We start from the raw sequence: 19,809 nt of genomic DNA on the forward strand, positions 1-19,809 counted from the left end.
ACTGCTCGGAATGATAAGAGGAAAAAAATACAAATATCTATTGACTCATCCAAACTTGCCGAATGTTTTGAAGCAAAAAAAAGATTGATTTACGCCGCTTATGTGGTAACATAAAAATGATGTGTAACTATTAATCCTAGGTCAAAGGTGATCTATTTATGAACATGCAAGCAATTATGGCGTTTTTTGCCTCGTTTTTAACGGTCATCGTAGTAACGCCTCTTGTGATAAAGTTTGCGATCAAAATCGGTGCGATCGATAAACCGAACGAACGAAAAGTGCATACGCGAATCATGCCTCGTCTTGGCGGTTTGGCGATTTTTATCGGCGTGATCGTCGGTTATTTTGTCGGGGGAGTGTATCACGAACAAGTGACAGGAATTACGGTGGGAGCGATTTTGATCGTTTTGATCGGCATGCTTGATGATTTGTATGAGCTTTCACCAAAAGTCAAATTTCTCGGCCAGCTTGTCGTGGCGGGTCTTGTCGTGGCATCAGGGTTAAAGGTGGAGTTGCTCACTATTCCGTTTATCGGGAAATTTGACGTTGGATTATGGAGTTACCCGATTACGGTTTTTTGGATTGTCGGCATTACGAATGCGATTAACTTAATTGATGGTCTCGACGGCCTTTCCGCCGGCATTTCCGCAATCGGAGTTGCAACGATCGCTGTATTGGCAGGCATGGCAGATAAGGTGCTAATTTTTACATTATCCCTTATTATATTAGGCAGTATTATTGGATTTTTATTCTACAACTTCCACCCAGCGAAAATTTTTATGGGGGATACAGGGGCCTTATTTTTAGGATACGCCATTTCGGTGCTATCGCTTCTTGGTCTATATAAAAGCGTCACGCTATTCAGCTTTGTCGTACCTGTTATTATTCTAGGCGTGCCAATTTTCGACACGACGTTTGCGATTATTCGCCGCATCGTTAACAAAAAGCCGATTTCTGCGCCAGACAAATCCCATTTGCACCATCGATTGTTGGCACTCGGATTTTCTCATCGCAACACGGTGTTGCTCATTTACTGCTTCGGCATTATGTTTGGCGTGAGCGCAATATTATTTTCTTCTTCTACATTATGGCAATCTATCTTCATCCTTTTTGCTCTGCTCGTTTTAGGAGAAGTGTTAGCGGAGTTGATCGGACTTGTCAATGAGCAGTACAAGCCGTTTATGACGCTTGTTCGCAAATTAGTTCGTGGCGGAAGAAAAGTATACAGCGATCATCGATAAGTGCAGTCATGAAACATGCTGGCCGTTTGTGTCTGTTGAAGGTACAAACGGTTTTTTAGATGCAATATACGAATTTTGTCAAAAAAGAGCACTATATAAGTAAAAAAATGTGATAAACTAAACGTGTTATCAATCGATACCAAACATTTATTGGAGGAATTTTTATGAAAGTGCCAATGCTAGACTTGAGCGAGCAATATCAACGTTTAAAATCCGAAATGTTAACGGTGTTAGACGAAGTGATGAGCTCGTCACGCTTTATTTTAGGAGATCATGTCAAAAAATTAGAGAATGATATCGCAGCCTACAGCAACGTCAAACATGGAATCGGTTGCGGTAACGGAAGCGATGCGATACATATAGCGTTACAAGCGGCAGGTGTAGGGCCGGGGGATGAAGTCATTACAACCGCTTTTACTTTTTTCGCAACGGGCGGAGCAATCGTCCGCGCAGGGGCGACGCCGGTGTTTGTCGATATTGACCCGGTGACGTTTAACATTGATCCAGCGAAAATCGAAGAAGCGGTTACGAAAAAAACAAAAGCGATTCTTCCTGTTCACTTATATGGCCAAATGGCTGATATGGATCCGATTGTCGAAATCGCAAAAAAGCACCAGCTTGTCATCATTGAAGATGCGGCGCAAGCGATCGGAGCGAAATATAAAGGGAAAAACGTCGGAGAATTAGGAACAGCCGCAACGTATAGCTTCTTCCCAACGAAAAACTTAGGCGCATACGGAGACGGCGGAATGATTGTCACCAACGATGATGACATTGCAGAAAAATGCCGCGTTATCCGTGTTCACGGCAGCAAACCGAAATATTATCATCACGTGTTAGGGTATAATAGCCGTTTGGATGAAATGCAAGCAGCGATTTTAAACGTCAAATTCCCGCACCTAAACGAATGGTCGGAATTAAGACGCGAACGCGCCGCTACATATACGCATTTATTAAACGAAATGGCCGGGGACATTGTCGTGACGCCAGTGGAAATGGAAGATCGTTACCATGTATTCCATCAATACACCATTCGCGTGCCAAAACGGGATGAATTGCAGGCATTTCTAAAAGAAAACGGAGTAGCGACGATGGTATATTATCCGCTTCCGTTGCATTTGCAGCCGGTATTTAAAGATCTAGGGTATAAAGAAGGCGATCTTCCAGAGGCGGAAAAAGCAGCGAAAGAAGCGGTATCGCTTCCGATGTTTCCTGAGTTGAAAGTAGAACAACAAGAATACGTGGTAGCTAAAATTGCTGAGTTTTATAAGAAATAATAATAAGAAAACGTCGCCGCTTGCGTGCAGGGGGCGTTTTCTTACTGAATAGCATTTGGTAAATGCGCATCGTTAGATTATGATAAGGATGGTGAGTTTTTTGTCAGCGGACAAGCAAAGGTTCGTTTTATACGAATATCTTTTATATTTTTGGAAAAAGAAGCTACTGTTTGTCATCATTCCGCCGATTATGGCGCTAGTAACGTTTTTAGGCGTACAATTTGTTTTGAATCATGCAAAGTATACCGGTAAAGCGGTCGTATTTACAGGGGCAATCAATTTAAAAGATTTAACGAATCCAGATAATATTGTAGCTAAGTTTCCAGATATCAAAAATAAAATGGACGTCGTCGTGACAGAAGAGAAATATGTCAAAATCACGGTAAAAGGCGATGATGAGAAGAGCGTACAAAATGACCTTGATGACATCGTCACGCGCTACAATAAAGAACTTCAGGAACATTCTCAAAAACGATTAGATACGACGATGGCTTACTTGAATTCGTTAGATGAGCGAATCAAAACGCTTCAAACATCGATTGAACATTATAACAAAAAGCTCGATTCGCCGTCTCTCACACCGCAACAAATCGAAAGCACGACCGATTTGTTGGTTGAAGCGCAAAGTGATTTAACGAAAACGATGGAAACAGCCAATCGTGTAAGAAGCGATTTAGTGTTTTATGAAAAGCCGTCTGTTCTTTCCGAGGCTGTCGCTCCGTCGAAGTCGTATGCGAAAGAAGCGATTGCGAGCGGCCTTGTATTGGGCGTGTTTCTCACTTTTATTTTCCTCATTTTGCTGAAGTATGTGTTTGATGCTAGGAGGTACTATCAATGATTAAATTTGCGATCGTCGGTATGGGACATATCGCGAAAAAACATATCGAAGCGATTGAAAACGCAGAAGGGGCTGTGCTAGCCGCTGTATGTGATACGAATCCAGAGCGTTTAACGGGATTTCCAGAAGAAATAAAAACATATACCGATTTAGAAACGATGTTAAAAGAAAACGAAGATATTGCGGTTGTCAATATATGCGTACCTTCTGGTCTGCATGCGAAATTAACAAAGATCGTGGCGGAGCATAAGCGCCATATTATTGTCGAAAAGCCGATGGCGCTAAAGCTTGAGGACGCGGAAGAGATGATTCGCGTCGCCAAAGAAAACGGTGTGAAGCTGGCAGTCGTTCATCCGAACCGTTTCCGGCCGGCGATTCAAAAGTTAAAGCAAAAAATGGACGAAGGCGCATTCGGAAAGCTGAGCCATGCTAATGCAACGGTAAGATGGAATCGCAATCAAGCGTATTATGATCAAGCGACGTGGCGCGGCACGAAAGAATTTGATGGCGGAGTGCTTATGAACCAAGCGATCCATGATTTAGACTTAATGCTTTGGTTAATGGGTCCTGTCGAATCAGTGCAAGCGATGGTCGCCACAAGATTGCGTAACATCGAAACCGAAGACGTGGCCGCCGCTGTTGTTCAGTTCAAAAATGGGGCGCTTGGCGTTATTGAAGCGGCGACGACGATTTATCCGAAAAACTTGGAAGAGTCGATCGCCATTTTTGGCGAAAAAGCATCGGTGAAAATTAGCGGTCGTACGGCTAACTTCATTGAAACATGGGACATTGAAGGAGTCTCTGAAGAAGAAAAAGAGCAAGTGATTGCGGAAATTAACAACGACCCGTTCGGAAAACCAGGACACCAATGCATTGTCGAAGATATGATACAAGCGATTCAGGAAGATCGCGAGCCGATTGTCACTGGGGAAGACGGCCTTGCCCCTGTGAGGCTTATTTTAGCGATTTTAGAGTCAGCAGAAACTGGAAAAAAAGTTACACTATCATAATGAAAGGAACGATCTGCGATGAGTTATTATGAACAGTTGTTACGCAAAATTGAAAATAAAGAAGCGATCATCGGTGTAGTCGGATTAGGATATGTCGGATTACCGCTTGCGGTCGAAAAAGCAAAAGCCGGTTTTAAAGTGATCGGTTTTGACATTCAACAAAACCGCGTCGATCAAGTGAATAACGGAATTAACTACATCGGCGATGTGGTCGATGAGGATTTACACAAGATGGTAAAAAAAGGTTATTTGCAAGCGACAACCGATTATGCGCGCATCGCAGAAGTTGATGCGGTGGCGATTGCGGTTCCAACGCCGCTTGATGAACATCATCAGCCGGATACGTCCTATGTTGAAAACTCCGCCAATGAAATTGCGAAATATGCGCATGAAGGCATGCTCGTTGTTCTTGAATCTACCACATACCCTGGCACAACGGAAGAAATCGTCAAACCAGCGCTTGAGAAAAAAGGATTAAAAGTAGGGGAAACGGTGTTTGTCGCTTACTCTCCGGAGCGTGTCGATCCTGGTAATAAAGTGTTCAAAACGAAAAACACGCCAAAAGTGGTGGGCGGCGTGACGGAAAAATGTACGAAAGTGGCGGCGGCGCTTTATCGCTCTGTGCTGGAAGGCGATGTGCACGAAGTATCGAGCCCGGCGGTAGCCGAAATGGAGAAAATTTTCGAAAATACATTCCGCCATATTAACATTGCGCTTGCGAATGAAATGGCGATTCTTTGCGAACGCATGGGCATTGACGTATGGGAAGTGATCGAAGCAGCCAAAACGAAGCCGTACGGATTTATGGCATTTTATCCAGGCCCAGGCTTAGGCGGTCACTGCATTCCGATCGACCCGTTCTATTTAACATGGAAAGCGCGTGAATATAATTATCATACTCGTCTGATCGAACTTGCCGGTGAAATTAATAACGCGATGCCAGAGTATGTCGTGAACCGCACAATGCACATTTTAAACGAAGAAGGCAAGGCGCTTCGCGGTTCGAAAGTAACGGTGTTGGGGGTCGCTTATAAAAAAGATATCGACGATGTACGCGAGTCCCCTGTATTAAAAATTGTGGAATTGCTAGAGCAGCACGGAGCGGAATTTACGGTCGTTGACCCTTATGTTCCTTCGTTTCGCGCATGCAATCGCGTCATTGAAACGGTAGCGCTCACGCCAGAACTATTGCAACAGTCTGACATCGTACTGATTACAACGGATCATTCGAACTTTGATTATGAAATGATTGCCCAAAACAGCCCGGTCATTTTCGATACGCGCAATGCGTTAAAAGACGTCGAAAAGCCAAATAAATATGTCAAACTATAATCCTGTATGAAGAGGAGAAGACAAAATGAATTTTATTGATCCTTCTGTTGTGCTTGACGAAACGGTAGAAGTCGGCTATTTTACGGTCATTGAAAAAGGCGTAAAGATTGGGAAACACGTGAAAATCGGCAACCGTGTAACGATTCATGAAGGCACGGTCATCGGCGACGGAACGACGATCGCCGATGGCGCGGTGCTTGGCAAACCACCAAAACCGGCGAAAACGAGCACGGTAAAGCTTGTCGGCGACATTCCGGCGCTTGAAATTGGCGAAAATTGTACGATCGGTGCGAATGCCGTCATTTACCGCGGCGCGGTGATCGGTGCGAACACGCTGGTGGCGGATCTCGCAAGCGTGCGCGAAAACGTCAAAATTGGCGAGTACGTTATCGTCGGCCGCGGGGTGTGTATCGAAAATCACGTGGAAATTGGCGACCGCACGAAAATTCAATCGAACTCATACATTACAGCGTATTCGACGCTTGAAGACCATGTATTTATTGCTCCTTGCGTGACGACGACAAACGATAATTACATGGGACGAACAGAAGAAAGATTTTCAAAAATTAAAGGCGCGACGATTAAACGCGGCGCGCGCGTTGGCGGAGCATCGATCATTTTGCCTAGCATTACGATTGCAGAAGAAACGTTTGTCGCAGCGGGAGCACTTGTCACAAAAGATACGGAGCCAAAAACGGTCGTCAAAGGTCTTCCAGCAAAGTTCAGCAAAATGGTTGATGAGCGGGAGTTGTTATAATTGTTATCGCAAATTAAGCGTTTAGGAGCGGATTCGCTCCTTTACGCATTCATGAACGTTGGTACGAAGCTGATCGCATTTATTATGTTGCCAGTGTATACGAGCTTTTTATCGAAGACGCAATATGGGATTGTTGATATTTTAGACCGGCTGACATCGATGTTAACGTTTCTTGTTATTTTCGGAACGGATTCTGCGCTATCGTTTTATTATTATGATACGAAAGATGAGAACAAACGGCTGTTGTATGTACAAAATGTCATGTACTTCCGGCTGTTTGTCGTTGCTATTTTGTTCTTGCTTGTGGTCGTAGCAGGTCCGTGGTTTGCGGAGAAAATATTGGAAAACTCACGTTATGTTGATTTGCTATATGTGAATTTGTTTACGTTGCTTCTTGATACGATTTTTGTCGTTGTAACGACGGTGATGCGCTTTGAGTTTCAAACGAAAAAAGTCGTGTTGTTCACCGTGCTAAAAATGTTGCTTGTCGCTTTTCTTTCGTACATGGCGTTGAAATTTTTTTCTTCGACTCCGAGCGGGCTGTTTATGGGTAGACTCGTGAGCAGCGTCGTCGTTTTTGTGCTGATGTTGCGCATGACGTGGAACTATTTGAAGTTTCGTATCCAATGGCCGATTTTAAAAGAAATATTAGTATATGCAGCTCCTTTAGCGCCCACATCGATCGCATTTTGGGTCATTTCGAATTCAAGTACGTTTTTTATCCAAGGATTCTCTTCGCTTGAAGAAGTCGGTGTGTTTGGGGTCGCGCTTCGTTTAGCGATGATGATTACACTTGTCACAAGCGGTGTACAAATGGCATGGCGGCCGTATTCCATGTCTGTCAAAGACAAAGAGGATAGTCCTTATATATTTGCAAAAATTTACATGGCATTATTGCTTTTAGGTCTTTTTGGTGTGATGGTGGTAGCGACGGTTAGTCCATGGGTGATGAAAACGTTTTTTGCACCTAGCTATTATGAGGCGTATCAATATGTCGCCTTTTTATCATGTGTGACCTTTTTAAATTTCTATTATTTAATTATTTCGGTCGGTCTTTTCTTTAAAAAAGAAACGGGGTATATTACTCGCATATTTGCGATGGCTGCGCTCCTTAATATTGGTCTCAATTTTGCGCTTGTTCCGTTTTTCACCGGATGGGGCGCGGTGATTGCGAACATGGCAACATACGTATTTGCCGTTTCGTTTATTTTTCGGAAAAGTCAGCAAGTATACTACGTACCGGTGTCATTTGCGAAAATGGCTTTTTTATTTGTCAACACGCTCATTAGTACGTCCGCCATTGTGTATGTGCAGGAAACAAAGATGGGAGCGACGTTTATTTTGTTGAGCTGGGTGTATTTTCTCATCATGGTGCTTGCAAGCCGCGTAGATCGTGAGTTTCGTCGTCAACCGGCGACGGAGAATTTATGAAAGAGATGGAAATACTAGTAAGAACGAGGAGGATAGATCATGAAAATTGTAACAATCTTAGGGGCAAGACCACAGTTTATTAAAGCGGCTCCGGTGTCGCGGGTATTGCGGAAAAAACATATAGAAATGATTATTCATACAGGACAGCATTATGATGCGAATATGTCAGACATTTTCTTTGAAGAATTGAACATTCCAAAGCCAGATTATCACCTTGGAGTCGGCTCTGGCAGCCATGGCAAGCAAACAGGGGAAATGTTGATCAAAATTGAAGAAATCGTCTTGAAAGAACAACCCGATTATGTGCTTGTGTACGGTGACACCAACTCGACGCTCGCGGGTGCGCTTGTGGCAGCAAAATTGCACATCCCGGTTATTCACGTCGAAGCGGGATTGCGCAGTTTTAATAAAAAAATGCCCGAAGAAATTAACCGCATTATGACAGACCATGTGTCAGAATTTTTGTTCTGTCCGACCGATACAGCAGTTGAGAACTTAAAAAATGAGAATATTACGCGCAATGTCATCAATGTCGGAGATGTCATGTATGATGCAGTTCTATACAATAAAGAGCTAGCTCAACAAAAATCCACAATTCTTTCTGACCTTGGCTTAGAAGCGAAGCAATATCATTTAATTACGATTCATCGTGCGGAAAATACGGATGACGTGCAAAATATGAAAAATATTTTAGAGGCGTTTGCGCAGATCGAAGAAACGAAAGTATGGCCGATTCATCCGCGTACGAAACATAAATTGGCGGCATACGGTTTGAGCGTGGAAAAAATTCCTAACTTAAAAGTGATTGAGCCTGTCGGCTATCTTGATATGTTGACGCTTGAAAGCAATGCGAAAAAGATTATTACGGACTCCGGCGGTGTTCAAAAAGAAGCCTACTTTATGCAAGTACCGTGCGTGACTGTGCGCGAACAAACGGAATGGGTGGAAACTCTTGAGGCAGAAGCAAACATTCTTGTCGGAACGGATGTGGAAAAAATCGTCGCTGCGGTCAAAAAAGAAGTTCGTCCGGTGTATTCGGACGTATTTGGCGACGGCAAAGCGGCGGAAAAAATTGTTGAGGCGATTGAGCGCGCATAAGGGTGCATTCTTATGTTATACGTGTCTATTTGGCTTGTTGTGTTGTTTGTGTCGACGGCATTGTTTCGTTATGTGTCGGGCAGTTTATCGGTCGTGAAGCCGAATCTTGTGTCGATCGTTTATTATTATTCTTTGTTGATTTCGAGCTTCACTGGTTCGTTGTTCATCGTGCTGGGGATTGATAATTATTACATGACGCAGAAACTATTTAGACCGGACGAGTATCGCGTAATTGGCTTTGCGGTTGTTTGTTTTGTCATGGTGTTTTTACCGCTGTCGATGCTTTTTGTTTCAAAGTTATGCGGCTTTGAGCCGAAAAGCGAATTTCAACGGTATTTAGAAAGTCCGATTCATCCCGTGACCGCCAATCGAAATGAGTTTTTTTATTGGTTTCTCGCTTTATCAGGACTAAGCGTGTTAGCGATTTTATATACGATTTGGAAAACGCCGCAAGTGCCGATTTTTGAGCTGTTGAAAGGACATGGGGATACGAGTCTAGCGGAGTTACGGATTGAAGCATCTCTCCGTTTTAAGGGAAATGTACTATTTCGCAATATTTTTGCACTTTCGTTAACTCCTTTGTTATCGTTAATGGCTTATATTTTTTCTGTCCTTACGAATGAAGCGCGTTGGAAAATATTGTTCCTTATATTGTTTGCAGGAGCCGTGTTTGTCAACGTGTATGATTTAGCAAAATCACCGATTTTTTTCTATTTGATTATGTTTTTGCTTGTGCGTATTTATATTGGAAAAACGAAATTGTCGTCTGCTAAATTGCTGGCGTATGGAGTGGCAGGCAGCATCGCCTTAGTAGGAATGTATATCGTTATTCAAGGAGTTCGTGACGTCCAATCATTTTTATCCTATAATAAAGGGCCGATCGGACGGATGATTTTTGCGCAAATTGCTCCAACGTTTTTACATTTGAATCTATTTGGTGAAGCGTTGCCATTTTTGAATGGAAGAAGTTTGCCTTCCATCCTTACCGGCTTGTTTGATGTAGATAACGTCCGTTCTGCGCGAATGGTGATGGCGCATGTGTTCCCAGAACGGATTGAAGACGGAACAGGCGGCGTGCTCAATACGCTCTTTGTAGCGGAAGCGTATGCGAATTTTGGTTATTTGGGGATTATCGTCGGCACGTTTTATGTCGGGATGATCATTCAACTATTATATATTTGCTTTCTTCGTTTACCGAAAAACCCGATTTTTATTAGCTTGTTCGTTTATTTTTCGATCAACATTCCTCGCACGATTGTCGGAGGGTTTACGGATTTTCTGTTCAATCCCATTTGGATCTTACTTGTCGTGCTTTTTGGTGGAATGGTATTATTTTTGCGTGTGAAGGCGGATGTTTGGCCATGGCTCCAAAAGAGTAATCTATTGAAAAAAATCAATATTCGATGAGGGATTACGATGAAAAAAGTTCTCGTCTATTATCCGTTTGCGCTGGCGGAACAAGCGAATAGCGGTTCGAAGTTGCGGCCGCATGAAATGTATAGGGCGTTTTGTGAATGGGGCGACAAAGAAGGGATTGAAGTGATTTTCATTTCCGGAACGTCGGCGGAACGGGAAAAGCAATTCCGTCAATTCGTCAGCACAGGGAAACTTGATGATGTTTGGTTTTGTTATATGGAAAACCAGACGATTCCGTTATGGCTGACAGACCCAGGGCATAAACCGCAAAAGCCGTTCATTGACCGGACGGTATTGCGATATTTGAAAAAACGTAACGTGCCTGTCGGCGTGTTTTATCGTGATGTATACTGGAAATTTGATGAGCTATATCCGTTAAAAGGATGGAAAAAGAAAATTATGCAGACGATTTATCGGTGGGAAGAGCGGTTTTATGAGAAGTACTGTGATGTCATCTTTTTGCCGAGTGTGGAAATGGGGAAATATGTAGCGATTGATCGCCCGATGACGGATCTTCCGCCTGGAGGAAAGCGAAGAAATATTCGTCGAGAAAAGCGGAATGAAGCTGTTGCTAGAGGATTGTATGTGGGAGGCATTAACAATGAGGATTACGGGTTGTTTTTGCTTCTTGACGCACTGCAAATCGTAAATCAAACAGAACAGCTTGTTCATTTAACAATTGTATGTCGCAAAAACGAATACGAAGCGCTTCCTGATGCACAAAAAGAGCGCATTCGCTACTTAGATGTTGATGTAAAGCACATTAGTGGAGCAGAGCTGGATCGTTTATATGAACAAATGGACTTTGCGTTTATTCCGCGATTGCGCAGCGAATACAACGATTTTTCTGTGCCGGTGAAACTTGTCGAGTATTTATCGAATGAATTGCCTATTGTGGCGACGAACTGTTTAGCGCAAAAACGTTTTATTGAAGAGGACGGATACGGAGTCATTTGCGAAGATCATCCACAATCAATGGCGGAAGCGATTCGAATCATGATTGATCGGAAAGAGCAATATCGTCAACGCATTGCGGAAACATTTATGAACAAACATTCCTGGGTTGCAAGAGTAGAAAAAGTGAAGCGAACGTTAACGGGGGAAGAAAAATGAAAGTAGCGTTGTTAGCCCCAAGCAAATCGATTCATACCCATAAATGGGCGTTGTTTTATAAGCAACAAGGCATTGACGTCAAAGTCATCACGTTTAAAGATCATTATTCACCGGAACATGCGGAAGAAGTCGAAACATGGGTGCTACCAAAGTGGTTTCCCGGGAAATTATCCTATATTTCGAGCGTATTCGCTTTAAAAAGACTGCTGGCGTCGTTTCAACCCGACATTTTGCACGCCCATTATGTGTCGAGTTATGGGTTTGTCGGCGCTCTTGCGAATGCTCATCTATTTTATGTTTCGGTATGGGGACGGGATATTTACCAATTTCCGCAACAAAATCGTGTGAATCGAAGCATTGTTGAGTTTACATTGAAGAAAGCAGATGTCATTTGCTCCACAAGCCATGTTATGGCGGCGGAAACGAAAAAATATACGGACAAGCATGTTGAGGTGACGCCGTTTGGTGTGGATCTCACCATCTTCCAGCCGCTGGAAAAGCGCACGAAAGACACGGTTACGATCGGCACGGTTAAAGCTCTTTCTGATAAATACGGAATTGCGGACTTAATTAAGGCGTTTGCGATCGTTCATCAACATTATCCAAATACGAATTTATTGATTGTAGGCGATGGTCCACAGCGTCAAGAATACGAACAACTAGCGGAAACGCTTGGCATTCGTGACGTCACGACATTTATGGGGCGCGTGCCAAATACAGACGTACCGAAATATATTAATGAAATGGATATTTTTGCAGTACCGTCTACGGAAGATAGCGAAAGTTTCGGTGTGGCGGCAGTAGAAGCGATGGCGTGCGGTGTACCGGTTGTCGTGTCGAACGTCGGGGGACTTCCGGAAGTTGTCAAAAAAGATGTGACTGGTTTGATCGTACCAAAAGAAAATCCGAATGAATTAGCCGAGGCGTTCAAACGGCTTCTAAATGACGCCGATTTGCGTCACCAAATGGGAAAAAACGGCATACAACATGTGAAAGAGCATTATAATTGGATCGATAATGCAAATGACATGTTAAAGCTATATAAACAAACGTTGAACGGGGTGTGAGAGATGATCAAAAAGGCGGTCATTCCCGCAGCGGGATTAGGAACCCGTTTTTTGCCAGCGACGAAAGCGCAACCGAAAGAGATGTTGCCGATTGTCGATAAACCGACGATTCAATATATTATCGAAGAAGCGGTCAATTCGGGCATTGAAGATATTATTATTGTCACGGGACGAAACAAACGAGCAATCGAAGACCATTTTGATAAATCGGTGGAGCTAGAGATGCTGCTAGAGCGGACAGGCAAACATGACATGTTACAAATTGTCGAATCGATTTCGAACTTAGTCGACATTCATTATGTTCGCCAAAAAGAGCCGCTCGGGCTTGGCCATGCGGTGTTATGTGCGAAAAAGTTTATCGGCAATGAACCATTTGCGGTATTGTTAGGGGATGACATTATCGATAGTGATGTCCCTGCGTTGCGGCAAATGATCGAGCAATACAATCGCGTGCAGTCCAGCGTCCTCGGAGTGAAGGATGTCCCGCGCTCAGAAGTTCATAAATACGGGATTGTGAATTATGACCAACAAAACGGTGAATTGTATATGGTCAAAGGATTAGTGGAAAAACCACCAGCAGAAAAAGCGCCGTCCACGCAAGCGATTATCGGAAGATATATTTTAACTCCGGCCATTTTTGAGATGTTGGAAGAAGTAAAGCCAGACGAAAAAGGGGAAATCCAATTGACAGATGCGATTGATCGTTTGCTAACGAAAGAGAGCATTTATTCGTATGTCATTAAAGGGAAGCGCTATGATGTGGGAGATAAATTTGGGTTCCTGCAAGCTTCGATTGATTTTGCTTTAAAGCGCCCGGATTTAAAAGAAAAGTTAGAACAATATTTACGAGAAAAACTGCAGCAATCATGAGAATTATTTATTTATGTCAACACTTTCCGCCGGAAACGGGCGCACCGCAAATTCGTGTTTATGAGGTCAGTAAAGAACTGCTCAAACGCGGTCATCAAGTGGAAGTGTTAACAGCGTTCCCACATCACCCAAAAGGTGTGATTCCAGAAGAATATCGCGGCATGTTTTATATGTTTGAACAATGGGATGGCATTCCGGTTCATCGGACGTGGATTTATCCGTCTCCGAAAGGGAGCTTTTGGAAGAGGTTAGCTTCTTATTTTTCGTTTACGTTCAGTTCGTTTTATTCGCTTTGGAAATCGAAACCGACCGATGTGATTATTTGCAATTCGCCGCCGTTATTTTTAGGCATTACCGGATACATTGGCGCAAAGCTGAAAAGGGCCAAATTTGTTTTTAACGTGGCGGATATTTGGCCGAAATCGGCAGTGGAGCTAGGCATTTTAAAAAACAAAATGTTCATTAAAATGGCAACATGGCTCGAACACTTTTTGTATCGAAAATCGTGGAAAATTGCGACAGCAACAGAAGGAATCCGCGAGTATATGGTCAAACATGGAAAGCCGACCGAAGAAGTGTTTTTATTGCCGAATGGTGTTAATACGGATGTGTTTCGACCGCTTCCAAAAAGCGAAGAGCTTGTTAAAGAAATCGGGTTAGAAGGCAAAACTGTCTTTACGTATGCAGGTACGATGGGGTATGCGCAAGGATTGGATTCCGTTTTGCAAGCGGCGGCTTTGTTAAAAGATGAGTACCCGAATGTGCATTTTTTGTTTGTCGGAGATGGACAAGAACGAGAGAAACTGATCCAAATGAAAGAAGAGCTTCAACTCGATAACGTGACATTTTACGGTTCGGTACCAGTAGCGAAAATGCCGGAAATTTTCTCGATTTCTGATTACAGCATCGTTTCGCTGCGCAACATTGATTTGTTTAAAGGAGCGCGCCCATCAAAAATTTTCCCAGCGATCGCGACAGGAACACCGGTGCTTTATTGCGGCGATGGAGAAAGTACCCATATTTTATTGACGCACAACTGCGGCCGAATTGCCCCGCCGGAAAATCCAGAAGGAATCGCTGCGGAAATTCGCAAGCTGCTGGCCATTTCGCCCGAAGAGTATAAAACGATGTCAGAAAACGGGCGCAAACTGGCGGTAGAAGAATATTCATGGGGCCGCATTGTCGACGATCTGCTAAAGCATCTTTCAGAACAAAAATAGAGCCTAGATCGGTCATCCAGGCTCTATTTATATAGACCACCACCATGCCGACAAAAATTTCGGCACCATCGGAAGGATGAAAATACCCTTCTGTCGAATATTTTAAATTTATACATTTTGGAATTTAAGTATTTTCAGGATAGTATTTTCAGGATGCAATTTGGAACTTTAACGTTTTCGTCTTTTATGGAGTAATCGGTATTTTTCGACTGTCGGGTGACCAAATAACACCGCTTCCAGACAAATGCATTTGTCTGTGAAGCGGTTGGTTGTTCGGTCCTCTATCACGCGAAGGCGTGACGAAGGCAAGTCTATGACTTGCCTTCGTCAGTCGAAAAAATAGGGAGTCTGCTTTTTCGTCAGCCATAAGTTAAACCTTCCAGTTGTATTTATATATATTTATTTCGAAACGGTAGCTCCTTTAAAGTAGTGTTGTAAAATTTGCACAGCTGTCCATCCCCGTTCGGCGAGTGACTTCGCCCCATATTGGCTCATTCCGATGCGGTGCCCCCATCCTTTCCCGTTGACTGTTACCGAAGTGACGGTTCCGATCGTTGGAGAAAGGGTTGTCACTCCAGATGCCGTTTGTACTTTAGCATTTTCATTATCTGCTATTGTTTGAATGCCATCAGTTGTTTGCACGCGTTGACCGCTCATTTTATAAAGAGACGTCTTGCCTGCAGTCGTTTGTACGTATAATCCCCCGTCTTTATTGACGGTAATCGTAAACCAGTTAGAAAGCAATTTATTATAGTAGCGGGAGTCATTGATTGGAAAAAGTCCTCGAATCGTGCTTTCGTTTCCGCTGATCGTTTTTTCTCCCGCAGAAGTGATAACGGTGACGGCCCCGACTTCTCCGTTTGCTCCCTTTTTCGTAATCGTCATATCGTATAAAACGGTCGATGGGTCCGTAAAGCCAAACGACTGTAAAATCGTGCTTGGCGTAAATGTAAACGACCAGTTACTATATGGCGATGATTCGTACGGATCACTGACGCTTGAAAGGTAAGGGAACAAGCTTTGATTTGAGTTCCACACATCGCCTACGTTTGCGGTTTTGCCGCCGCTTGTCGAATGGAAAAACGCTTGAACGACTTGGCCGTTATATTTGACATATAATCCTTCTGTTTCTTTAATCGCTGCATTTGTGCGAGGATCTTCGCTGCTATATCCTTTGTATACTTGGCTGCTTGCGTTTGTTGTAAGCGTGCTTTTCGTTTTTTCTGCATAACTTCTTGCTGCAATCGCTTGGGCTTTCAGTGCCTCTTTTGGCCAAGACGGCGGCATTTCATTCGGCACGACTCCTTTTAAATAATCTTCCATATCAAGAATATTAATCACTTGAAGACTATTGTTTTTGACCATGATATCCGCACTGCCGCGATAAAGAGTATTGTTCACTTTTAATAAAGATGGCGAATAGACCCCTTTTATCTCTTGGATCGTAAAACCGAGAGTCGATGAATCGAATATCGTCCCGTCCGAAACGGTGATGCCTGTAGGCGTATATTGAACGGTTAATGCTGCATTGTTGTTTAACGGCGTGATGGTGCCTTTTTGTTTGTTGAATAGTTGATAGTTTCCATTAATCAAAATAGAAACAGAGTTCCCTTGATAAAGAAGCACGTTGACAGGATTCGAATATGTGACGACTTCCATCGCTTTAGGCGAGAGGGGAAGATAGAAAAAAAACAAACTTGCAAGAATAAAAGAAAAAATGTGTTTCATTGATTATTTCACCTCGCCTAAATATCCAGCCATCCAGCCTCGTTTCCCGCTGTTCGTTTGAACGTTATACCATATTTCGCCTTGACTGTTAGTAAAGGACTGAATAAAGAGAAGGATTGTCCCACGTTCGACTGTTTCAATAATTGGGTAAGAAGTGCTTGCTCCTTTTCGAATATTAGCTTTGGCGGTGGTGACGACCGTTTTTTGGCTGCTGCTTGCGGTACTGCGCGTCGTCGAAACATCGTTATGAGAAACCCATCCTTTGACGGTCGCAGATACTTGGACGTAATACCATACTCCTTGAGAGGAGGAGAGGGCACTTACGACTTTTAGCGAGTCTCCCGCATTTTTGTAGGCGATAATTTTGTACGATGTACTTGCACCGCTGCGGATCGCTGTTTTATTTTTTGTCGCATAAACGGTTGATGGCAATGCAGCTTGGCTTGCTAATTGTTGTTTTAAGCTGTCGATTTCTTTTTGCTGGGCATCAATTTTCGCTTGTAAAGTCGAAATTTGCGATTTGATCGGATTCAGTTGCGCCGTCACCCAATCTACGCTAGCAAGAATGACTTCTTCAGATGCTTTCATGATCGATGGGGTGAAAAAAAACGATCCTGTAACGATACCGATGGTTAACCCGAGCGAAATAGCCCACTTTTTTGTATTCATAGTAAACCCTCCATCATGTTGTTAGTGAAAGTGTTGGGGCTGTCCGAAAAGTAGTAATTAACCCCGAAATCTAAAAAAAGCAACCCAAAAGAATGTTGATTTTACAGCATTCCTTGTGGTTTAATTTTGGCGGATTTTCAACTTAAATGGACTTTTTAGACAGCCCCAACGCTTTATTAAAAGTTTTTAAAATATTCTTCAAGTCCTTGACGAATTCCAGCCGCTGCTTTTTGGCGGAACGCTGTTGTTTTCAACAATGCTTCTTCTTTCGGATTCGAAATAAATGCTAGTTCTACGAGAATGCTAGGCAATTCGTTTTTCCGATTCACGTAAAATTCTTGTTCTTTATAGCCGCGATTCGGAATTCCTAATTGTGCAACAAGATGTTTTTGCACATATTGGGCTAATATTTTGCTTTTTGGGCCATTAAAATTCGTTGATACATTATAGTACGTTGTTGTTCCAGATGATGTCCGAGAATAAGAGTCGGCATGGATGCTAATAAAGGCATCATAATCTGAGTTGTTGGCGATCGTTGTCCGTTCAGACAGTTCCAAAAATACATCGGTGTTGCGCGTTAATGTAACGATCGCACCGGCTTTTTCGAGTTCGTCTTTTAAAAGCAATGCGGTGCCTAAATTAACATCTTTCTCTTTTAAACGAGTTGGACCAATGGCGCCCGTATCATGTCCGCCATGGCCGGCATCAATGATAATCTTTTTTCCTTTTAACCCCGTTTCAACGATTTTAATAGAAACGCGATCGCTGTAATTACGGATTGTGAACGTATATCCAGGCGAAAATGTAACGATGACGGAAGAATTGGCTTGTTCTATGGATTGTATACCGTCAATCGTGAACGTTGGGATGTCTGCGTAAGAAAACGCTCCCGTAATCTTTAAGCGGTTGTCTGATAAGACGATGTACGATACTTTAAAATTGTTCGTTTTCTCCCATTCTAAATAACGATCACTCCCATTGTTTTGTATCGTCGGTGTAATCAAGCTATTGACAGCAATGGGGGAAGTTTCTTCTTCAAGTACCCATCCGCGTATTCCTGAAGGCGTTTCTACATACATCCATCCGTTATAGCTGTACAAATATAAAAGTCGGTCGTTCACGCTGAGAGTTTGTAACGTTTCATACGTTTCCGATGCGCCGCGTCTAAGCGCAACAGAAGACGTTGTTGCATATACGTATTTTGTCGTTGTGTTATTTAGCTCGAATTCTGGAATCCATCCGATGGCTCCGGATGGAGAAGTAACTTTGAACCAGTTAAACAAAGAGTCATTGGCAGTTTCCATTACAGTGACTTGACTGTTTTTTTGAATTTTTTCAACGACCGTAGCGTTTAGGGACGGTGCAGTATAAAGAACGGCCTGACTTGTGATGACAGTCTTTTTCGATGATGTTGTGTTGTCAGATGGTGCCGTTGTATTCGTGCTAACTTGGACGACCGTTTCATGCACCCAGCCTGTTTGATTGTTTGCCAGCACAACTTTATACCATTTTGCGCCTTTTGCATCGGTCGAAACAGCGATGCCTTTTAACGTTGTTCCTTTTTTCAGCTGAGTCAATACTTTCGAGCTCGTGGACGGGCTTTGCCGAACATTTGCGACCGACACATTGATCAACAGTTGATATGTTGCTGTTTGTCCTTGGTTTGTTCGTGAATTTGGCGATGAAATCGTTGTTGCTTGTCCATTGGAAGCAGTCGTTTTGACAACTGTTTCATGCACCCAGCCTGTTTGGTTGTTTGCCAGCACAACTTTATACCATTTCGCACCTTTTGTGTCGGTCGAAACAGCAATACCTTTTAACGATGTTCCTTTTTTTAGCTGTGTGAGCACTTTGGCGTTTGTGGACGGGTTTTGCCGAACGTTAGCGACCGAAACATTGATTGACAGCTCATATGTCGTTGTTTGTAGCTTTCCTGCGAGCGCACTCGGTGCGGTAATCGCCACCGCATTTTTTAGCGCTTCTTCAGGCACCCATCCTTTTACCTTTCCTATATCGATGCGATACCATATGTGTTTTTCTTTTGTGACAAACAGATCGATCGCCGTCACGGTCTGTCCTTTCCTGATTGAAGTGACTGTTTTATATGCATCGCTAGCCCCACGTTTGACGGGAGCTGTTTGAGCAGCGGAAAAATAGGCTGGCAACTTCGTTGGAAGATGGTCAGCCACGTACAATTGCTCTGCGTGCACCCATCCTTTTTTTCGAGCTATTTCGATACGATAATATGTTTCTTGAAGAGAGTTCGTGTATTGATCCACAATTTGAACGAGTTCACCGTTTCGTAATGTTTGAATTGATTCATACGATGAAGAGGCTCCTTTACGCATCGCTACATGATTTTCGATCACGACAGCTTGTTTTCCGATGTTCGATTCTTTTTTGACCGCCAAATGTCCCGCTAGCGCCCAGCCAGTAATGTGGTTAAATTGAACTCGATACCATTTTTCTCCGGAGGAATTTGTAAATTCATCGATCACCGTTACTTGCTGCCCTAGCGGAATCGAAGCAACGATTGGATAGGACGTTGTTGCTCCTTTTCGTAACGTTACCGTTTCATCCGCTACCATTTGTAAAGGATATGAGTTTGTCGACGCAGTTTCAGCAGACACGAACGTTGGCCATATAAAACTAGTTGCAATAATCGTAGAAGTGATCCATTTTTTCACGCTATCCCTCCGCACTTTATCATTCTTCTATACTTATAGTAACCGATTTTTGTTG

The 19,809-nt window shown here is 43.1% G+C and carries 16 protein-coding genes; 13 read left to right on the forward strand and 3 right to left on the reverse strand.

Annotated features, from left to right (window positions below; translation table 11 throughout):
• Positions 1 to 158: 158 nt before the first annotated feature.
• The 13 genes from HNQ34_RS06445 to HNQ34_RS06505 all read left to right on the forward strand — a co-directional run bounded on the left by HNQ34_RS06445 (position 159) and on the right by HNQ34_RS06505 (position 14,670).
• Positions 159 to 1,241 (forward strand): glycosyltransferase family 4 protein, encoded by a 1,083-nt coding sequence (locus tag HNQ34_RS06445; protein WP_183252771.1) that lies wholly within the window; start codon positions 159 to 161, stop codon positions 1,239 to 1,241.
• Positions 1,242 to 1,405: 164 nt separating this feature from the next.
• The gene (locus HNQ34_RS06450) at positions 1,406 to 2,518 is read left to right on the forward strand and encodes a DegT/DnrJ/EryC1/StrS family aminotransferase (RefSeq protein ID WP_183252773.1); all 1,113 of its coding nucleotides are present in this window, start codon (positions 1,406 to 1,408) and stop codon (positions 2,516 to 2,518) included.
• 91 nt (positions 2,519 to 2,609) lie between these two features.
• Positions 2,610 to 3,356 carry a lipopolysaccharide biosynthesis protein gene (locus HNQ34_RS06455; RefSeq protein WP_312856104.1) on the forward strand — a complete coding sequence of 249 codons (747 nt, stop codon included), beginning with the start codon at positions 2,610 to 2,612 and terminating at the stop codon, positions 3,354 to 3,356.
• A complete protein-coding gene (locus HNQ34_RS06460; protein WP_183252777.1) occupies positions 3,353 to 4,366 on the forward strand; it encodes a Gfo/Idh/MocA family protein in 1,014 nt (337 codons plus the stop codon). The genes HNQ34_RS06455 and HNQ34_RS06460 overlap by 4 nt, the downstream gene beginning before the upstream one ends.
• 18 nt (positions 4,367 to 4,384) lie before the next feature.
• Complete coding sequence (locus tag HNQ34_RS06465) at positions 4,385 to 5,698, forward strand: nucleotide sugar dehydrogenase (protein WP_183252779.1); 1,314 nt, start codon at positions 4,385 to 4,387, stop codon at positions 5,696 to 5,698.
• A gap of 25 nt (positions 5,699 to 5,723) precedes the next feature.
• The gene (locus tag HNQ34_RS06470; RefSeq protein WP_183252780.1) at positions 5,724 to 6,455 is read left to right on the forward strand and encodes an N-acetyltransferase; all 732 of its coding nucleotides are present in this window, start codon (positions 5,724 to 5,726) and stop codon (positions 6,453 to 6,455) included.
• Positions 6,456 to 7,886 (forward strand): lipopolysaccharide biosynthesis protein, encoded by a 1,431-nt coding sequence (locus tag HNQ34_RS06475; RefSeq protein ID WP_183252782.1) that lies wholly within the window; start codon positions 6,456 to 6,458, stop codon positions 7,884 to 7,886.
• 39 nt (positions 7,887 to 7,925) lie between these two features.
• Positions 7,926 to 8,984, forward strand: a complete 1,059-nt coding sequence (wecB, locus tag HNQ34_RS06480; RefSeq protein ID WP_183252784.1) for a non-hydrolyzing UDP-N-acetylglucosamine 2-epimerase — start codon at positions 7,926 to 7,928, stop codon at positions 8,982 to 8,984.
• 12 nt (positions 8,985 to 8,996) lie between these two features.
• Positions 8,997 to 10,391, forward strand: a complete 1,395-nt coding sequence (locus tag HNQ34_RS06485; protein ID WP_183252786.1) for an O-antigen polymerase — start codon at positions 8,997 to 8,999, stop codon at positions 10,389 to 10,391.
• A 9-nt stretch (positions 10,392 to 10,400) separates the two neighbouring features.
• Positions 10,401 to 11,513: a glycosyltransferase gene (locus tag HNQ34_RS06490; protein ID WP_183252788.1), complete on the forward strand. Its 1,113-nt coding sequence runs from the start codon at positions 10,401 to 10,403 to the stop codon at positions 11,511 to 11,513.
• On the forward strand, positions 11,510 to 12,580 hold the full coding sequence (locus HNQ34_RS06495) for a glycosyltransferase (protein ID WP_183252790.1): 1,071 nt from the start codon (positions 11,510 to 11,512) through the stop codon (positions 12,578 to 12,580). The genes HNQ34_RS06490 and HNQ34_RS06495 overlap by 4 nt, the downstream gene beginning before the upstream one ends.
• 3 nt (positions 12,581 to 12,583) lie before the next feature.
• Positions 12,584 to 13,450 (forward strand): UTP--glucose-1-phosphate uridylyltransferase GalU, encoded by an 867-nt coding sequence (galU, locus tag HNQ34_RS06500; protein ID WP_183252792.1) that lies wholly within the window; start codon positions 12,584 to 12,586, stop codon positions 13,448 to 13,450.
• Positions 13,447 to 14,670 (forward strand): glycosyltransferase family 4 protein, encoded by a 1,224-nt coding sequence (locus tag HNQ34_RS06505; RefSeq protein WP_183252794.1) that lies wholly within the window; start codon positions 13,447 to 13,449, stop codon positions 14,668 to 14,670. Before galU ends, HNQ34_RS06505 begins: the two co-directional genes overlap by 4 nt.
• Positions 14,671 to 15,069: 399 nt before the next feature.
• Here the strand turns inward: HNQ34_RS06505 and HNQ34_RS06510 are convergent, their stop codons facing one another.
• The 3 genes from HNQ34_RS06510 to HNQ34_RS06520 all read right to left on the reverse strand — a co-directional run bounded on the left by HNQ34_RS06510 (position 15,070) and on the right by HNQ34_RS06520 (position 19,754).
• Positions 15,070 to 16,398, reverse strand: coding sequence for a SpoIID/LytB domain-containing protein (locus HNQ34_RS06510; protein WP_183252796.1), 1,329 nt, complete (start codon positions 16,396 to 16,398; stop codon positions 15,070 to 15,072).
• Positions 16,399 to 16,401: 3 nt separating this feature from the next.
• Positions 16,402 to 17,067: an SH3 domain-containing protein gene (locus HNQ34_RS06515; protein ID WP_183252798.1), complete on the reverse strand. Its 666-nt coding sequence runs from the start codon at positions 17,065 to 17,067 to the stop codon at positions 16,402 to 16,404.
• A gap of 176 nt (positions 17,068 to 17,243) precedes the next feature.
• Positions 17,244 to 19,754, reverse strand: coding sequence for an SH3 domain-containing protein (locus HNQ34_RS06520; protein WP_183252800.1), 2,511 nt, complete (start codon positions 19,752 to 19,754; stop codon positions 17,244 to 17,246).
• Positions 19,755 to 19,809: the final 55 nt, after the last annotated feature.

The sequence above is a fragment of the Anoxybacteroides tepidamans genome, from assembly GCF_014201465.1.
GTDB lineage: Bacteria > Bacillota > Bacilli > Bacillales > Anoxybacillaceae > Anoxybacteroides > Anoxybacteroides tepidamans.